Source organism: Acidovorax sp. AC410 (genome assembly GCF_979253235.1).
The window spans coordinates 4745241-4760969 of sequence record NZ_CEEDCG010000001.1; the positions used below are offsets into that span (position 1 = coordinate 4745241).

A 15729-nucleotide genomic window follows, 5' to 3' on the forward strand; every position below is an offset into this window, starting at 1 on the left:
GGTAAAACTCTCGTGACCAGTGATGCGTCGGGACCGGCCTCGGCAATCGGGCGATAACGGTCCGCGATGGTCTGCAGGGTGCCCCAAGCCTCGGCAAGTCGGCGTTCGGCACCATGGTAGCGCGCGCTCAAAGCCCGTGTTCTGCACTCGGCTCACGCGGGCTGCCAAGGAGGTCTTGGGAAGGGCGTGGCGCCGAGATGCTGGAGGAGTGTTGGAGGCGGTGCGGGCCAAGAATGGCCAGGCGCTCCGTCGAATCCGTCCTACGCGGGCGCCGTTGGGGCGTGCAATATCATAGGGCATGAAACAGAATGTCACGGACACATGCGCCTCGACGCAGCGGTGGGCGCTGCCCACGGCCTGTGCTGCGGCTGCGTGTTCTGCGGCGGTGTGCCCCGCGCCATGCCCATTTTTTTGCGAAGGTGGCGGGCGATGAGGGTGGTGCGCAACAACAGAAGACGTGCCTTGCGCGCGTTGGGCGTGACGCTGCTGGAGCTGTTGATCTCGGTCACCCTCATCGGGGTGCTGTCGGCGGTCGCCGTGCCCAGCTACCAGGCGTACATGGAGCGTGCAAGAATCGCAGCCGCCAAGAAGGACCTTCTGGAAATCAGCCTGAAGCTGGAGCGGTACGTCAATTTCAAGCACGTGTTCCCGGCGAGCCTGGCCGACCTGCCCGACAACCGGCTGGACCCCTGGGGCAACCCCTACCGCTACCTGTCGATGGAGGGCGCCAAGGTGGGCCAAAAGCGCAAGGACAAGTCCTTGCATCCCCTGAACAGCGACTACGACCTCTACAGCATGGGCCCCGACGGACAAAGCCAGACACCCCTGACTGCCAAGGCTAGCCGCGATGACATCATTCGTGCCAACAATGGGGGGTTCATCGGGGTGGCCGAGGACTACTGAATGCGCCTGAGTGCGGCCCATGCCATTTTGCAAAGCCGGGTGGGGCGCCAGCTGCTGGCCACGTTCTTCGTGCTGGTGGCGGTGCCGGTGGGGGTGATTTCGCTCCTGGCCTACCAGCTCACGGAATATGTGGTGCAGCAGTCCGCCGCACAGCTGAGCAGCGAGCTGGCCAAGGCGGTGGGCATCAACCTCATCGACCGCCTGCGTGCTGCGCAAAGCCTGCTGCTGGTGCACGCGCAGCCTGCGGCAAAAGGGCAGGGGCCCATGGTGCTTGATGACAGCCTGGCCAAGGTTTTTTCCAGCGTGGACTGGGTGCCCGCACCGGAGCAGGCGCCGGCGGCCGGTGCCCTGAGCAGCTTGCGCGTCGTCAGTGGCGGTGCGCCGGGGGCGGCGCCCACGGTGGAGCTGCTGGTGCCGCTGGCGGACGCTGCCGTGCGCGGCCGCTTCCATGCCGACTACCTGTGGGAAAACGCCCAGTCGGGAACGCACCGCATCTGTTTTTCGGGCGCGCAACTCTCGCCGCCCTTCTGCCAGGGGGTCGATGTGCAGGCGAGCCATGCGGTCCGCACGCAGCGCGAGATCTTCTTTCAGCCCTACTTCAATGCGGCGGCCTGGACCATCACCACCACGCTGCAGCCCGACGTGCGGCGCTACCTGCCGATTGGCGTGGCCGCGTTGGTGGGCAACGTGGCCGCCATCGCGTTCCTGCTGGCCATCGCCAGCAGCTCCGTGGTGCTGCGCAGGCTGACCCGCCCCCTGGATGCCCTCACCTCGGGCACCCGCGCGGTGCTGGGCGGCGACTTCACGCGCCGGGTGCAGATCGCGGGCCGGCGCAGCGAGTTCACCGACCTGGCCGACTCCTTCAATGCCATGACCGAAGAGGTGGGGCGCGACCTCCAGCTGTTTCGCCTGCTCGCCCGCATGGACCAGGCCATCATCGAGCAGCGGCCCTTCGCCGAGGTGGTGCGATGGATGCTCGTGCATCTGAACGGGCAGGCCGGTGCCGGGCCGGTGTCCGTGGTGCAGTGGCCTGCCGGCAGCGACCGGCCCATCCTGCTGTCCCTGGCGCTGGATGGAACGCTGGCGCAAGGCGAGACCAGCGCGCCGAGTGACCTCCCTCCGCGCGATCTCCCGCCGCCCGCAGAGGGGCCGCCCGCAAGCCCCGGTGGCAGCGGCCAGGAGCCCTGGCATGACCTGCCTGTTGCGCAAACCCGAAGCCAGCGCGTGTGGCTGCGCCTGGGGCACCTGCCGGCGCCGCACGGGCGCGCCGAGCGCGAGTTGACCGCGTTTCGCCAGCGGCTGGCGGTGGCCCTGCACGCCGAGCAACGCGAACAGCAGCTGCACGAGCGCGCCACCCGCGACAGCCTGACCGGCCTGCTGAACCGCTTCGGGCTGGTGGAGGCCATCGATCGGCTGACGCCACCGCGCGAGCCGGGCAGCGGGGGCGGGCCGGTGCAAGCCTTGCCCTTTGCCGTGGTGTTCATGGACCTCGATGGCTTCAAGGAAATCAACGATGCCTACGGGCACGACGTGGGCGACATCGTGCTCCGGGAGGTGGCCGCCCGCTTGCACCGCAGCATCGGACCGCGCGCCCTGGCAATGGCCCGCCCGGGGGGCGACGAGTTTGTGTTCGTGCTGCCGGCGCACGACCAGGCTGCGCTGCGCAGCGACGTCGAGTCCGTCATGCAGGCGGTGCGGGTGCCGTACAGCGTGCCCCCGCGCACACTGCCCCTGGCTGCCAGCCTGGGCATGGCGCTGTTTCCCGAGCATGGCACCTCGCAGGAGGAACTGCTCAAGCACGCCGACCTGGCCATGTACAGCGCCAAGGGCGCCGGCCGCGACGTGCTGGTGCAGTTCGAGTATGCCTTGGCCGCCGAGTTGGCCGAACGGCTGGCCTTGCGCAACGATCTGCGCCATGCGCTGGCCGAGGCGCAGATGTTCGTGGTGTTCCAGCCGCGCGTGGGCGCGCACGACCGCCGGATCGTCTCGGTCGAAGCGCTGCTGCGCTGGCGCCACCCCACCAAGGGCCTGGTCTCGCCGGATGTCTTCATTGCGCTGGCCGAGGAGTCCGGCTTCATTCTCGACCTGGGCCTGTGGGTGCTGCGCCAGGCGCTGGCGCAGTTTGCGCGCTGGCGTGCCGACCCGCAGGCGCCGGTGCGGCACCTGTCGGTCAACCTCTCGCCGGTGCAGCTGGCCGACCCGGCCTTTCCCGCAGCGCTGCACGCGCTGATGCAGGAGTTCGATATCCGCCCTGGGGAGCTCGAGCTGGAGGTCACCGAAGGGGTGCTCATCCAGGACGTGGACGCCGCCGTCACCCGCCTGGCAGCCCTGCGTGCGCTCGGTGTGGCGATTGCGCTGGACGACTTCGGCGTGGGCTATTCGGCCATGCGCTACCTCAACCGCCTGCCGTTCGATACGCTCAAGATCGACAAGAGCTTTGTGTTCGCCTTTGGCATCGAGCGCCCCGCGCTGGCGATCGCCACGGCCATCGTGGCCCTGGCCAAGGCGCTGGACAAGCGCGTGGTGGCCGAGGGGGTGGAGACGCAGGCGCAGGCCGACCTGCTGCAGGGCCTGGACGTGACCGAGCTGCAGGGCTACCTCTATGGCAAGCCGCAGACGGCTGCCGAGCTGGGGCGCTTGTGGGGCGGTGGCGATGGAGCGACGTCATGACTTTTAAGTTATTATTTATACCCATTGGTCGCGGTGGGCGCCATGGCCCAGCCACCGGTGGTGGATTTCATTGACCCGCTCGCCAGGAACAACCCATGTGGACCCAGAAAAGAGCAGGCGGTAAAGGCTCCCGAGAGGCAGCAGAATCGGTGCGTTGGCTGCGCCTGATGGCGTTGCTGAGCGTGGCGGTTCCCCTGGCGATCTACGCCATCTTCGGGGTCGTCGGCTTCCTGCGTGCCACGGAAGAAACCGACGCCCGGGTGTCGCGCTCGCTGCGCGTGGCGCACGAGCATGCCTCCAAGGTCATGGCCACGTCCGAGGCGGTCGCGGAAAAGGCCTTCTCCCTGGTCAACGGCAAGAAGCCGCAGGACTTGCGCAGCATCGAGGCCTTTCTGCACGAAGAGCTGCGCAAGCGCAGCGTGGACCAGCCCCAGATCCAGTCCATCCTGATCCTGGATGCGCAAGGCCGGCCGCTGGCCAGCAGCCGCCTGTTCCCGTTCCCGCGGGTCGATCTGTCCGACGGCGAGTATTTTCAGCACCACCTGCAGGGCCGCACGGGGCCCCATCTGTCCAGGCCCATCGTGACCCGCACGTCCAACGAGCGGGTGCTGAACGTCAGTGTCCCCTTCGAGGACGACGCGGGCAAGTTTGGCGGCGTCATCAACGTGGCGCTGCTCACGGCCTACTTCCACGATTTCTATGGCGACCTGGTGGCGGACGAGCCCAACCTGGCGGTCACGCTGTTCCGCGGGGATGGCGAGGTCTACACCCGGTGGGCCCAGGGCGCCATCCCCTCCGGCAAGCTGCAGCCCGATGCGCCGGTGATGCAGCGCGTGCAGGCCGGCGAGGACTCGGCGCGCCTGCAGGGCATCTCGTCGATCGACCAGAAGGAACGCATCATTGCCTATCGCAAGGTCGGCGACTACCCCCTGTACGTGGCCACCGCGATGCGCCTGAACGTGCCGCTGCGCGAGCTGTTCCAGCAGCTCGCGCTGCTGTTCGCCATGGGGGCGCTGCCGGTGGCGGCCCTGGTCGTCACGGCCAGAACGGCGCTGCGAAGCGCGCGCGCCGCGCACAACACGCTGCAGGAACTGGAGCGTGAAACCGAAAGCCGCCAGCGCGCCGAAGAGGCGCTGCGCCAGGCGCAAAAGCTCGAGGCGCTGGGCCGGTTGACCGGTGGCGTGGCGCACGACTTCAACAACGCGCTGATGGTCATCAGCAACAACCTGCACCTGCTCAAGCGCACGGCGCCGCAGTCGGGCCTGCGCCAGATCGAAGCCATTGCCCGGGCCGTGAAGTCGGCCACCAACCTCACCCGCCAGCTGCTGGCCTTCTCACGGCGCCAGCCCCTGGTGGCCGAGTACGTGCAGCTGCAGCACAAGCTCCCGGCGATTCAGGATCTGCTGGTTCCGGTCATGGGCAGCCGCGTGCAGCTGGATGTGCAGGTGGACCCTTCGACCGCGCCCGTGTTTCTGGACATGAGTGAGCTGGAGCTGGCGCTGCTCAACCTGGGCATCAATGCGCGCGACGCGATGCCCACGGGGGGCGCGTTGTCGATCCAGGTGCGCAATGCCGGGCCCCGGCCGGTGGGGGCACAAGGGGCGCAAGCCGAGATGGTCGTCATCGAAGTGTCCGACACCGGCAGCGGCATTGCGCCGGACGACCTGGACAAGGTGTTCGAACCCTTCTTCACCACCAAGCCGGTGGGCGAAGGCACGGGCCTGGGCCTGAGCCAGGTGTATGGCTTTTGCCAGGGGGTGGGCGGCTACGCGGAAATCGCCAGCGAGCTGGGCAAGGGCACGAAGATCAGCCTGTACCTGCCCAGCACGGCCCCCAGGGCACCCAGGGATGAGCCCGCCTCCGACACATCGTTCACGCCCCTGGGCATGAGCCTGCTGCTGGTGGAGGACAACGACGAGGTGGCCGAGTCGCTGGTTCCCTTGCTGCAGTCGCTGGGATGCAGCGTCACCCGGGTGGACCGCGCCGACAAAGCCATTTACCTGCTGGATGAAGGCCAGCGGCCCGACCTGGTGCTGTCTGACGTGATGATGCCTGGCGAGCTCAACGGAGAGGGCCTGGCAAAGCACATCCGCGAGACATGGCCTGCGCAGCGGGTGCTGCTGATGACCGGGTATGCCGAGCAACTGGCGCGCATCTCGCAACTGGGCTTTGACGTGCTGCCCAAGCCCTGCACGCCGCAGGTGCTGCATGCTGCCATTGGCAAGGCGGGGGAGTAGCCATGCACATTCTCAAGGAAGATGGTGTTTTCCAGGGGGGTGCCGCGATACGCTGCGCCAATAATGGAATGGCCACTCCCTATTGGCTGAAACCCCTTGCCGCACTCCATCGATCTTTCTGACGCCAAGCTGAGGCGTTTTGCGATTCACCTGGTGTGTGGCAACCTGGCCATCATCGGGCTGCTGTTCGGGGCGGGGTGGGTCGGGCTCAAGACCAGCCTGCATGCTGACGAGGCCCGGGCCGCCGAGGTCGCGCAAAACATGGCCGCAGGCCTGGCTGCGGAAATCGCCGGTGAACTCAGGCTGGTCGACAACGCACTGGCTAGCGCAACCTCCGCTTACCGGGCCGGATTGGCCGACGAGGCCGGGGCCCTGGCCATCGAGAAGGTGCTGCGCCACCAGGAAAAGCTGCTGCCCGAGGTGGACGCCATTCGCATTGCCGGACCCGACGGCATGGTGCGCGCGGGGCTTGCCCAGGGCGCCGCGCCGGTGAACATTGCCGACCGTGGCTATTTCGAAGCCGCGCGCCTCACCGATGGCCTGGCCGTTTCCGAGCCCCTTCTGGGCCGGATCACCAGGCAGTGGGGGATCGTGCTGGCAAGGCGCATCGAGAACCGGGATGGAAGCTTTGGCGGCGTGGCGTACGCCGGCCTGTCCAGCGCGCATTTCGCGCGCAGCTTCAGCCGGTTGAAGCTGGGCAAGTCGGGCGCCATCTCCCTGCGCTCGAAGGACCTGCGGCTGATTGCCCGCTTCGTGCCCGACGAGCCCATCGGGGACATAAACCTCGGCTCCGCCAGCGTATCCAGCGAACTCAGGGACGCTCTGAAGCGCAACCCTGCACAAGGCTGGTACCGCACCCCCACGGCGCTCGACGGCATCGAGCGGGTGACCGCCTACCACCGGGTTCCCGGGTTCGAGCTGACGGTTCTGGCGGGTTTGGCGCCGAGCGACTTCCTGGCGCCCTGGCGGCGCGATGTGCAGATCATCGCCGCGCTGCTGCTGCTGGCCGGGGTGTCGATGGTGGGGGCATCTTTCGGCCTGTATGTCCAGCGCCAACGCCACGTGCTGGCCGAACGGCGCATCGCCGGCCTGCTCCAGCAACAGCAGCTGATGCTGGACAACGAGCTGATCGGCATGGTGCGCACCAAGAGCCGCACCACGGTCTGGTCGAACAAGGCGTTCAAGGCGATCTTTGGGTACGGCCCCGATGAACTGGATGGGGGCCCTTCGCGCCAGCTCTATCTGGACGACGAGTCCTACGAACGGGTCGGGGCGCAAGGGTATGAGCACCTTCGCGACAACCGCCGCTACCGCACCCAGCTCAAGATGCGGCGCAAGGACGGCAGCCCGGTCTGGATCGATCTGAGCGGAACCCCGGTCTCGGGCGACGAATCGCTGTGGATGTTTGTCGACATCTCCGCCATGAAGGGGCGGGAGGACCAGTTGGCGCAACTGGCCCTGCACGACGCCCTGACCGGCCTGGCCAATCGAACGCAGTTTGCCGAGCGCCTGCGCACGGCGCTCGAGCAACTGGGCGGGGCATCGAGCCTGGTGGCCGTGTGCTACATCGACCTCGATGGCTTCAAGGCCGTGAACGACGCGCTGGGGCACGCCGCGGGCGACCAGGTGCTGGTGGAGACGGCCAGGCGCTTGCTGGCCTGTGTACGCAGCCATGACACCGTGACGCGCCTGGGGGGCGATGAATTTGCCATTGCGCTCGCCAACGTGCAAGACCGGGGCCAGGTGGAGGCCGTGCTGAACCGGGTGCTGGAGAGGCTCAGGCAGCCCATTGCGCTGGGCGGCGGCGAAGCCCGCGTCCGCGCCAGCATCGGCGTGGCCTATGCGCCGGACCATGGCACCGAGCCGCAAGTGCTCATGCGCCTGGCCGACGACGCCCTGTACGAGGCCAAGCGCGCCGGCAAGGATTGCTACAGGGTGGCGTCCCCGGCGCCATAGCCTCTGGGGGCACTTGAAAGCGCAGCCTTTGAGGCATCCCACCGATGGACCGGTCAGGCGGTATGGGATGGGATGCCCTCAAGCCTTGATCACTGTGACGTCAATCTCTACGAGCTGTCCCACGTAGCCCAGTGCGGCAACACCGAGCAGGGTGGCTGGCGGAACCTGGCCACCAAACCAGCCTGCGACCGCTGACCAAGCCGCAGAGAGACTTGCCTGGTCTCCGATCACGTACACGACCAGTCGTCGAATGTCCGTTGCTAGAAATCCGTGTACGGCGAGGAGCCGCTCCAGGTTGCGCAGGCACTGCAAGGCCTGTGCGCCCGGGTCTTCGGGGCCTACCAGGTGGCCCAGGGAGTCGAGAGGCACCTGGCCAGCCACGAACAGTTGATCGCCCAGGCGATCCGCGTAGCGGTATTGCGGCGTCGCTGCGAGCCCTGCATTGTGTTCGGCTTCATTCATCGGACTTGATCCAGTGGCTGAGATTTTGGGGGCTTGGCTGCAGCCTTCTGGCTTGCGAGAGCGGCGCTGCCGCGCCGCACGCCCCGCTGCGAACAGCAGCGGGATCGTGCGGGCGCGCGGAGCACTGGATGCGCGCGCCTGGCCGTGGGGTCAGCGGGGCTGGTAGCAGGTGCCCGCGGCGATGGCCGCCGCCATCGCATTTGCCGTGCTGGCCCCGTCGGGGTAGGCCGAGGGGGTGGCCGTGTCCTCAAGCAGGCACAGATGGGTGCCCCTGCGCACCATCACCACCGGCATGGTGGGGAAGTTCATGCCATCGCGCACGCCCCAGTAGGCCGAAATGTCGTTGGTGATCTCCTGGCGCGTCTGCGTCACCGTGAACGCGCCCACCAGCGGGCCCGCCATGGTGGTGCCCACGCCGGTGCACTGCGCATTGCGGTAGCTCACACCGCCCGCGCCCACGTAGATGAAGACGGGCCTGCCTTGCGTGATGCGCCAGCCGTTCTTCAGGCCGATGCCATCCGGCCTTGCGGTGCACTTGTCCTGCTCCCAGAAGCCGGTGACCGAGCCAGAGACTGCGCAGCTCACCTGCACCGTGTCCACCGCGGCGGCAGCGACCACGCCGGTGCCATTGCGCACCACGCAGCCCGTGCCCACGGGGGTGGACTTGACCGTGACGGCATAGGCCGCGCCAGCGGCCAGCGGCGTGGGAAAGGTGAAGCCGCCGTCCGCGCTGAGGGGCAGGTCTTCGCCGCCCGTGGTCAGCACCACGGTCACCCCGGCCGGAATGCCGCCGATGGTGCCGCCCAGTGTGTTGCGGTCGCCTGGCAGCTGCACGCATTCGACGTGCACCAAGGGGATGTTGGCGGCCAGTGTGCCCATGCCCAGCGCCACCGTGCACCGCTGGCCCGTGGGCTGGGTCTTGACGGTGACGGCATAGCTGCTGCCCAGCGGCCAGCTGGCTGCCGTGCGCACGATGCCGTTGGCGCCCAAGGTGAAGTCATCCGCCCCGTTGTTCTGCAGTACCACGCTCTGGCCCGCCGCCAGCCCGGTGACCGACACGCCCAGCGTCTGGTAGGTCGGGTCGGGCGTGGGGGCTGGCGCGGGTGAAGGCGCAGGCGTCGGTGCCGGCGCGGGTGTAGGAGCTGGTGCAGGCGTGGGCGCAGGTGCCGGGGCCGGCGCGGGCGCGGGCGCAGGTGCAGGTGCAGGTGCAGGTGCAGGTGCAGGTGCAGGTGCCGGGTCGTCACCGCCACCCCCACCGCAGCCGCCCAGCAGGGCGGCCGTAAGGCCCAGGCTCAGGCCCAGGGGCGCGATGCGCCGCACAGCACGGGCAGACCACAGTGGCAGGGGACGCGGGGCGGCGCGCGGCGCCAGGGATGGAACGGACATGCAAGGCTCCTCTCGATGGGGTGGAGGCTCACGGTGCATGGCCGATGCATGGCATGCCCTGGCTCCACCTGGTTGGTGTGTAGGGCCAGTGTGCATGCGAATGGTTCTCACGGCGCGTGACACCGGTCACCACCTTTGCCAGTGTCCGGCGCTCCACCGCAGGCCGCTGCAAGGCCCGTGCATCCACCGCGCGCGTACTGCTGCCGTCCCACTGCAGTGCCCCGCCGTGGGGAAGAACGCCAGTGGTTGCATCACTGGTCGCCTTGCGCGTCGGCCCAAGAGAACAGCGGCCTGCCCCAACCGACGCGCGTGGCATCGTGCGGCGTGTTCAAGCGCGCCAGCGTGCGCCAGCGTGCGCAAGATGCTCAGGTGAGCGATGGGGAGATCGCGCGCGCGGAACAACGGTGGTGGGTTGGCCGAAGGCCGCTGTGGGCCCAAAGCTGCCGTTGGACAAAACTACCCCAAAGCTGCCGTTGATTCGCTACCCGCTGGCGTGCAGTCCAAACCGCGCTGTCTAAGTGTCCAGTGCCTGCCACCTGGCGAGCTAAAGTTTGCGGAGTTGAAGCTTGCCGGGTTTTTCGAAATTTTATACTTGCGCTTTTGAACAGCACACTGACCGCAGCCGCAATCTGCAAGCCACTTCCAGGAGGAATCAGTGTCCAGAATATCCCGCAGGGACCAGTTTGTTCCGCAGGTTTTGCGGGGTACATCACGTTAGAGGGCACATGCACGTTCAGCATCCGTTCGAGACCTTAAAGTTCGAAGTCCCAGACGAATGGCTTGCATTGAGTGGCGCTCAGCTATTCAAGCCGAGAGGTTCGGCTTTCCTAGCTTTCTCCGATCCGAATTGGCCCACTGCGATCGTGTCAATCTCCCAAGTGGAAGCGCCGATTCGAGATGTGGGTTTCACCGGTCTGCATAAAGAGCGGGCAGTTGCAATCATGCGAGCGATGGTCACCGCTGAGGCGCTGCCGCCACTCGAAGTCCATCAGAAGCCTTCGGCGCGTACCGGTCGTCTTTCGGTTCGCGACGGCTACCACCGCTACTTCTTATCTATAGCATTGGGCTACAAATGCCTCCCAGTGTCGCTGAGGCCGTACTTCGATTTCAATGCGCTCTAACCCTTCAATCGAGAGGACATGCCCAGGCAAGCCGAGTCATGCCTCTTATCTCAAACGCTAGAACTCATGAATTCAGTATTTGCTCGCGCCGAGTTCTTCGATGCTTCGGCACTGGTCCTCCTTTACGTCAACGACCCTGGTGCTGCGGCGGTTCGTGAATATTTCAATCGCCGGCCAACCGTCTACACGACGGAGTTTTGCTTCCATGAGGCTCTTAGTGTCCTGAAGACTAAGTGGCGAAGGGTCAAAGTTCTAAGTCGAGATGAGTACCTGGAGGCGGCTCATGAACTGACTATTTGGTTTACGGGGATGCGCCGGACATTGCCAGAAATCGCACTTCACGATCGTGACTACTATCCGTTGGTTCGCGAGCTAGCGATTCGCACTGGGCTCGACTATTCCGATGCGCTTCAATTGGCAAGCCTGAAGTATGGGAACTATGCAAGCTTGGCTAGAGAGTCACAGACGGTCTTGACTACAGCGGATCGAGAATTGGCCAAAGCCGCACGTGCCGAGGGGTTGCGCGTTTGGTCGGTGCTTGATGAGACGCCACCGAATGAGGTCTAGCCTATTGCTCGATCCGACTAGCGTCGGCGAGCTGACGCTCGCGGCTCTGATTCAACGTTGAGCGTCCGCTTTTAACTGCCGCAACAGCCCGTTTCTGGCCGAAAGCGAAAGTCTAGCCTGCCGCGCCCGTACCCTGAATCACCCAAGAAGGCGATTCCAGCGAAGCTCAGATGCGACCTTTTCGCAGCGGCCTGGGCGTGGCCATGAGAGCCGATGCGGATGTCCGGTTCCCGCAGTTCCCGCCGTCCAAGAAAACCGACTGGGTGTCCCGCAGCCACCGCAATACACAGGCCGCAGCATGCTCGCCCATCGGCAAGAAAGAGCTGGCCGCCAACAAGGCGGCCATGGCAACTTTCTCGGTGTGGATGAACCGCGAGGCGCAGTCCTGGGCGGATATGCTGATCGCCGGGCGGATGAAGGACCTGCAGCCGCCGGCAACACGCTGAACCACAGGCACGGGCCCCCGACCGGCTTCACCGCGCAAGGGGGCTGCGCCAGGCTGGCTGGGTCACTTGCCGGGGCACACCTCTTTGTGCTCACCGCGCGCATACTTCTCCCAGGCGTCCAGGACGATGTGGTTGCGGCCCACCCAGGTCTGTACCTTGAGCGTGGCGGTGCTGCCCGTGGGCGCGGGCTGGATGGCGACGATGCCGAGCACGATGTTCGAGCGTCCCAGGCCCATGCCCTTGTCCGCGTAGATGTTGCAGGTCATGGAGCCGTCGGCGCTCTCCTGGCCACAGTCCGGGATGCCCAGGGTGGTGCCCCAGAAGGCCGTGCCTTTGCGGCAATGGCGCAGGCTGTCACGAAACTTGGTCGAAGCCTCCTTGGCAGGCACGGCCAGTGCCACCTCGCGGATGTTGAAGTCCGAGTCCTTGAGCTTGTCTGGCGCCGTGCCGCACCCGGCCAGTGCCGCTGCCAATGCCACTGCCATTGCCCATCCCGTTGCTGCCATTCTTCGCATGCCTTGACCTCCCTGTGTTGTGTGCCGGCAATGGTAGCGTGCGCAACGGGTCGCGCTTACGATCAAGGGGGAAGGGGGCCGCTGCGCCAGTGGACCTGTTCACCGATGGGAGATACGCACCAATGCCTTCATGGCTGCACGACCTGATCGACAGCGACATGCCCACCGCGCACGACCGCGAACGGTACCTGGGTTTTGCCAGGAGCGTCATGGCCGGGCACCACGCCGAGCTGGAGATCACCGGCAACGCATTCAACGTCCACTTTTCGCAAGCGGGTGTGCGGGTGCAGTGCCTTTGGGATGAAAGCCGCAGCCCCGGGTGCATGGGTCTGGCCGCGTTCATCCAGGCGCTATCGGCCGTGCCAAGCTCCCGAATGCCCTGACCCGGTTGCAGGACCGCAGATGGTTGTCGATGGTGCCAAGCCCGCGCACAGGCCCCATCTGCATTGCCACGGGCGAAGATGGATGCCCTGTGCAGGCCGTAGCCTGGCGGGTCACCTGGTGCTGGGCGCGGCGGGCCTGGCCAGGCGGATCGGCCCCACCGCCAGCACCGCCGAGGCCACCGCCTGGCCGCGCTGCAGCACCTGCAGGCGGCCTTCGCGCGCCAGCTGGTCCGCAGCGCTGCGCACGGCGGGCATCATCGGGCGCCACTGCGCTTCGTTGTCCTGCGCCAGTGCGCGCGCCACTTCGGAAGGGCAGATGGTCTTGCCCGGCGCGCGCTCGGCCAGCAGGGCCAGGATGGCTTGTTCGATGGCTGCGTCGCGCATGGGGGCAGGCCTGTTAGTGTCCTGTCACTCCGCCTTCAGGTAGCACTGGCGTGACGCGATCTCGCTGGCCACTGCGCTTTCCACCTGGTCCATCGTGGGGAACTGGGCCCAGAAATGGTCCACGTTCCAGCACAGGTAGGGGCCCGAGCGCGAAAACACGGCGCGGGTGGGGCGGTCGCTGCTCACGGTGTAGTCCCAGTTTCCCCACCAGGCCGTGATCGCGCCCCGGGTCTCCTTGCGGTCGACCTCGAAGCGCGCGTAGTCCCTTTCGGTCAACACCTTGCCGGTGCCCGTGCATTGGGCGTTGTCGTAGACCATGGTGCCCTGCGTGACGGTGACGTGGGTCTCATCCTGGCGCGTCATGCGAAACAGGCTGCGCCCGCTTTGCCCGGCAGTGGTGCCGGTGGGGCCGCAGGCTTCGCGCACCCACAGGCCCTCGGGCAGGCCCAGCACGGCGGGGGCGCAGGCCACCTGCACCGCCTGCACCGCAGCGCCGGGCACGGCACCGCTGCCCTGGGCCACGCTGCAGGTCTGGCCGGCGGGCTGCGACTGCACCCGCACCGCATAGGCGCTGCCTGCCGCCAGCGGCGTGGCAAAGGCGAAGCGGCCATTGGCCGTGACGGTCAGGTCGTCGCCCTCGTTGTTCTGCAGCACGAGCCTGGGGGCGTGGGGGTTGCTGCCTGCGCCGGGCGCGACCAGCCCGCTCACCGTGCCGCCGATGGTGAAGCGGTCTGCCGGCGAGGGGCCGGGGGTTTCATCGCCCCCACCGCAGGCCGCCAGCGATGCGGCCAGGGCCAGGCAGGCGAGGGAGGCGCACCGGCGCAGGGGCTGCGCTGTTGCGTGCGAGGGGGTCAGGGGCGTGGTGTTGGGCATGGACAAATACAGGAATTATTGCCAGCGCTGCCGCGCGAGGGAACCCCACAAACGGGGCCAGACGTGACGCCCATCACCTGCGGTGGGCCGCTGCCGGCGCGTGGGCGCACTGGGGTGTGGATCGTGCGGGCGCGCGCGGCCGCTCAAGCCCGCGCGCGCGCCAGTTCGTTGCCCACGGCGGTGTGCAGCGTTTCCAGGTCGAAGGGCTTCTTGAGCACCGACTGCGGGCCCACGAGCTTTTCCACCTCGGCCATGTCGGCATAGCCGGTGGCCATCAGCACGGGGATGCCGGGGTGCAGCCTGCGCGCGGCGGCGATGAACTCGGCGCCGTTCATGCCGGGCATGAGGTAGTCGGCCATCAGCAGGTCCGGCACGCGGCGGTGCAGTTCGCGCAGGCCGCTCTCGCCGTCGCAGGCTTCACGCACCCGGTAGTTCAGCAGGCGCAGGCCTTCGACGATGCCCTGGCGCACGGCGTCGTCGTCTTCCACCACCAGCACCTCGGTGCGCGCCTCGGACTGGGCCGGGCCTTGCGGTGCCGTGGGGGAGTCGGCGTCGTCTTCGCGGGCCTGCGGGGCCTGTGCGAAGCGCAGGGTGACGGTGGTGCCTTCTCCTTCGGTGCTTTGAATGTCCACGCCGCCACCGGACTGGTTGGCGAAGCCATAGACCTGGCTGAGCCCCAGGCCCGTGCCTTCTCCCTCGGCCTTGGTGGTGAAGAAGGGGTCGAACACCTTGGCCTGCAATGCCTCGGGAATGCCGCAGCCGGTGTCCTGCACGCTGATATGTACCTGGCGCGTGCCCTCTGCGTTGCCCGGGCCGGCGACCAGTGCGGTGCGGATGGTCATGGTGCCGCCATCGGCCATCGCGTCGCGCGAGTTGACGGCCATGTTCAACAGGGCCATCTCGAACTGCGCGCCGTCGAGCAGAACCCACGCAGGCTCTGCGCTCAGGTCCAGCTGCACCTGCACCTTGGAGCCCACCGATACCTCGATGAGCTCGCGCAGGTTGAGCACCATGGCATTCACGTCGTGCAGCCGCGGCATCAGGCTTTGCGCGCGCGCGAAGGACAGCAGCTGGGCCGTCAGGCGGGCGCCGCGGTCCACGGATTCCTTGGCGCGGCGGGCGTAGTCGGTCACCCGCGTTTCGGTGGAAATCCGGGCGATGAACTGCAGGTTCAGGCTGACGGCGTGCAGCAGGTTGTTGAAGTCGTGCGCGATGCCGCCGGTGAGCCGGCCGATGGCTTCGAGCTTTTGCCCCTGCACCACCTTGGACTGGATGCGCTCGCGGTCCGCGATCTCGCGCGTGAGGCGGTCGTTGGCGCTGGCCAGGTCGCTGGTGCGCTTGGCGATGCGACCTTCCAGGTCGGCATTGAGGCCATCGACGGTCTGCTTGGCATTGTTCAGGTCGTGCAGGTGCAGCCGCGTGGTGTGCTGGCGCTTGCGCGCGCGCAGGGCAGAGCGCACGGCGCTGACCAGGGTTTCGGGGTTGACCGGGCGCTCCAGGATGACCAGGTTGCCCAGCTCCTGCAGCGAGGCGGTGGCGCGCACCGAGCGCCGGCTGGCCTGGCGCGTGGCCAGCACGACGAAGGGCAGGTCGGACCAGGCCGGCTGGCCAGCGAGGTACTGCTGCAGCGATTCAGCCAGGCCGCCAGCGAGCACCTCTTCGGTCAGGATGGCCGCATCGGCCCCCGCCGCAAGCTCGGCCAGCAGGGTGGGGGCGTCGGGGCATTGAACGCAGATGAAACCATCGCCGCACACGACCGATGCGATCACCTTCGCATCGCGGCCATGCGGCGCCAGTATGAGAACGCGGCTTTCCATGCGCGGCAT

Annotated in this window: 14 protein-coding genes; 8 read left to right on the forward strand and 6 right to left on the reverse strand. The window is 67.1% G+C overall.

Annotated features, from left to right (window positions below):
- The first annotated feature begins 321 nt into the window (after nucleotides 1-321).
- The 4 genes from AC0IZS_RS22025 to AC0IZS_RS22040 all read left to right on the forward strand — a co-directional run bounded on the left by AC0IZS_RS22025 (nucleotide 322) and on the right by AC0IZS_RS22040 (nucleotide 7766).
- Nucleotides 322-903 carry a prepilin-type cleavage/methylation domain-containing protein gene (locus tag AC0IZS_RS22025; RefSeq protein ID WP_471637579.1) on the forward strand — a complete coding sequence of 194 codons (582 nt, stop codon included), beginning with the start codon at nucleotides 322-324 and terminating at the stop codon, nucleotides 901-903.
- Nucleotides 904-3573 (forward strand): putative bifunctional diguanylate cyclase/phosphodiesterase, encoded by a 2670-nt coding sequence (locus AC0IZS_RS22030; RefSeq protein ID WP_471637580.1) that lies wholly within the window; start codon nucleotides 904-906, stop codon nucleotides 3571-3573.
- Between the two features lie 149 nt (nucleotides 3574-3722).
- Nucleotides 3723-5810, forward strand: a complete 2088-nt coding sequence (locus AC0IZS_RS22035; protein WP_471637581.1) for a hybrid sensor histidine kinase/response regulator — start codon at nucleotides 3723-3725, stop codon at nucleotides 5808-5810.
- Nucleotides 5811-5906: 96 nt separating this feature from the next.
- Nucleotides 5907-7766, forward strand: a complete 1860-nt coding sequence (locus AC0IZS_RS22040) for a sensor domain-containing diguanylate cyclase (RefSeq protein WP_471637582.1) — start codon at nucleotides 5907-5909, stop codon at nucleotides 7764-7766.
- Between the two features lie 78 nt (nucleotides 7767-7844).
- Here AC0IZS_RS22040 and AC0IZS_RS22045 read toward each other — a convergent pair whose 3' ends face one another.
- Both AC0IZS_RS22045 and AC0IZS_RS22050 read right to left on the reverse strand, forming a co-directional pair.
- Entirely contained in the window at nucleotides 7845-8228 is a 384-nt protein-coding gene (locus tag AC0IZS_RS22045) for a RidA family protein (protein WP_471637583.1), read from the reverse strand.
- Nucleotides 8229-8378: 150 nt separating this feature from the next.
- Nucleotides 8379-9614, reverse strand: coding sequence for a hypothetical protein (locus AC0IZS_RS22050; protein ID WP_471637584.1), 1236 nt, complete (start codon nucleotides 9612-9614; stop codon nucleotides 8379-8381).
- Nucleotides 9615-10339: 725 nt separating this feature from the next.
- Between AC0IZS_RS22050 and AC0IZS_RS22055 the strand changes: the two genes are divergently transcribed.
- The 3 genes from AC0IZS_RS22055 (at nucleotide 10340) to AC0IZS_RS22065 (ending at nucleotide 11748) form a co-directional block, all read left to right on the forward strand.
- Nucleotides 10340-10735, forward strand: coding sequence for a ParB N-terminal domain-containing protein (locus AC0IZS_RS22055; protein WP_471637585.1), 396 nt, complete (start codon nucleotides 10340-10342; stop codon nucleotides 10733-10735).
- Between the two features lie 66 nt (nucleotides 10736-10801).
- Nucleotides 10802-11302 (forward strand): type II toxin-antitoxin system VapC family toxin, encoded by a 501-nt coding sequence (locus AC0IZS_RS22060; RefSeq protein ID WP_471637586.1) that lies wholly within the window; start codon nucleotides 10802-10804, stop codon nucleotides 11300-11302.
- Nucleotides 11303-11472: 170 nt separating this feature from the next.
- The gene (locus AC0IZS_RS22065; RefSeq protein WP_471637587.1) at nucleotides 11473-11748 is read left to right on the forward strand and encodes a hypothetical protein; all 276 of its coding nucleotides are present in this window, start codon (nucleotides 11473-11475) and stop codon (nucleotides 11746-11748) included.
- A 62-nt stretch (nucleotides 11749-11810) separates the two neighbouring features.
- On the opposite strand, the gene AC0IZS_RS22070 is transcribed toward AC0IZS_RS22065, so the two are convergent.
- Entirely contained in the window at nucleotides 11811-12233 is a 423-nt protein-coding gene (locus AC0IZS_RS22070; RefSeq protein ID WP_471637588.1) for a hypothetical protein, read from the reverse strand.
- Between the two features lie 152 nt (nucleotides 12234-12385).
- Here AC0IZS_RS22070 and AC0IZS_RS22075 point away from each other — a divergent pair, with 152 nt between their 5' ends.
- The gene (locus AC0IZS_RS22075; protein ID WP_471637589.1) at nucleotides 12386-12646 is read left to right on the forward strand and encodes a hypothetical protein; all 261 of its coding nucleotides are present in this window, start codon (nucleotides 12386-12388) and stop codon (nucleotides 12644-12646) included.
- Between the two features lie 111 nt (nucleotides 12647-12757).
- On the opposite strand, the gene AC0IZS_RS22080 is transcribed toward AC0IZS_RS22075, so the two are convergent.
- The 3 genes from AC0IZS_RS22080 to AC0IZS_RS22090 all read right to left on the reverse strand — a co-directional run bounded on the left by AC0IZS_RS22080 (nucleotide 12758) and on the right by AC0IZS_RS22090 (nucleotide 15720).
- Complete coding sequence (locus AC0IZS_RS22080) at nucleotides 12758-13030, reverse strand: DUF3253 domain-containing protein (protein ID WP_471637590.1); 273 nt, start codon at nucleotides 13028-13030, stop codon at nucleotides 12758-12760.
- 24 nt (nucleotides 13031-13054) lie between these two features.
- Entirely contained in the window at nucleotides 13055-13903 is an 849-nt protein-coding gene (locus AC0IZS_RS22085) for a hypothetical protein (RefSeq protein ID WP_471637591.1), read from the reverse strand.
- 143 nt (nucleotides 13904-14046) lie between these two features.
- Nucleotides 14047-15720, reverse strand: a complete 1674-nt coding sequence (locus AC0IZS_RS22090; protein ID WP_471637592.1) for a response regulator — start codon at nucleotides 15718-15720, stop codon at nucleotides 14047-14049.
- Nucleotides 15721-15729 lie beyond the last annotated feature (9 nt).

Excerpts from the sequence above, each read along its gene's own strand:
- AC0IZS_RS22025 (WP_471637579.1), top strand. The coding sequence starts at position 322 with ATGCGCCTCGACGCAGCGGTGGGCGCTGCCCACGGCCTGTGCTGCGGC.
- AC0IZS_RS22030 (WP_471637580.1), top strand. The coding sequence starts at position 904 with ATGCGCCTGAGTGCGGCCCATGCCATTTTGCAAAGCCGGGTGGGGCGC.
- AC0IZS_RS22045 (WP_471637583.1), bottom strand. The coding sequence starts at position 8,228 with ATGAATGAAGCCGAACACAATGCAGGGCTCGCAGCGACGCCGCAATAC.
- AC0IZS_RS22050 (WP_471637584.1), bottom strand. The coding sequence starts at position 9,614 with ATGTCCGTTCCATCCCTGGCGCCGCGCGCCGCCCCGCGTCCCCTGCCA.
- AC0IZS_RS22055 (WP_471637585.1), top strand. The coding sequence starts at position 10,340 with ATGCACGTTCAGCATCCGTTCGAGACCTTAAAGTTCGAAGTCCCAGAC.
- AC0IZS_RS22060 (WP_471637586.1), top strand. The coding sequence starts at position 10,802 with ATGAATTCAGTATTTGCTCGCGCCGAGTTCTTCGATGCTTCGGCACTG.
- AC0IZS_RS22065 (WP_471637587.1), top strand. The coding sequence starts at position 11,473 with ATGCGACCTTTTCGCAGCGGCCTGGGCGTGGCCATGAGAGCCGATGCG.
- AC0IZS_RS22070 (WP_471637588.1), bottom strand. The coding sequence starts at position 12,233 with ATGGCAGTGGCATTGGCAGCGGCACTGGCCGGGTGCGGCACGGCGCCA.
- AC0IZS_RS22075 (WP_471637589.1), top strand. The coding sequence starts at position 12,386 with ATGCCTTCATGGCTGCACGACCTGATCGACAGCGACATGCCCACCGCG.
- AC0IZS_RS22080 (WP_471637590.1), bottom strand. The coding sequence starts at position 13,030 with ATGCGCGACGCAGCCATCGAACAAGCCATCCTGGCCCTGCTGGCCGAG.
- AC0IZS_RS22085 (WP_471637591.1), bottom strand. The coding sequence starts at position 13,903 with ATGCCCAACACCACGCCCCTGACCCCCTCGCACGCAACAGCGCAGCCC.
- AC0IZS_RS22090 (WP_471637592.1), bottom strand. The coding sequence starts at position 15,720 with ATGGAAAGCCGCGTTCTCATACTGGCGCCGCATGGCCGCGATGCGAAG.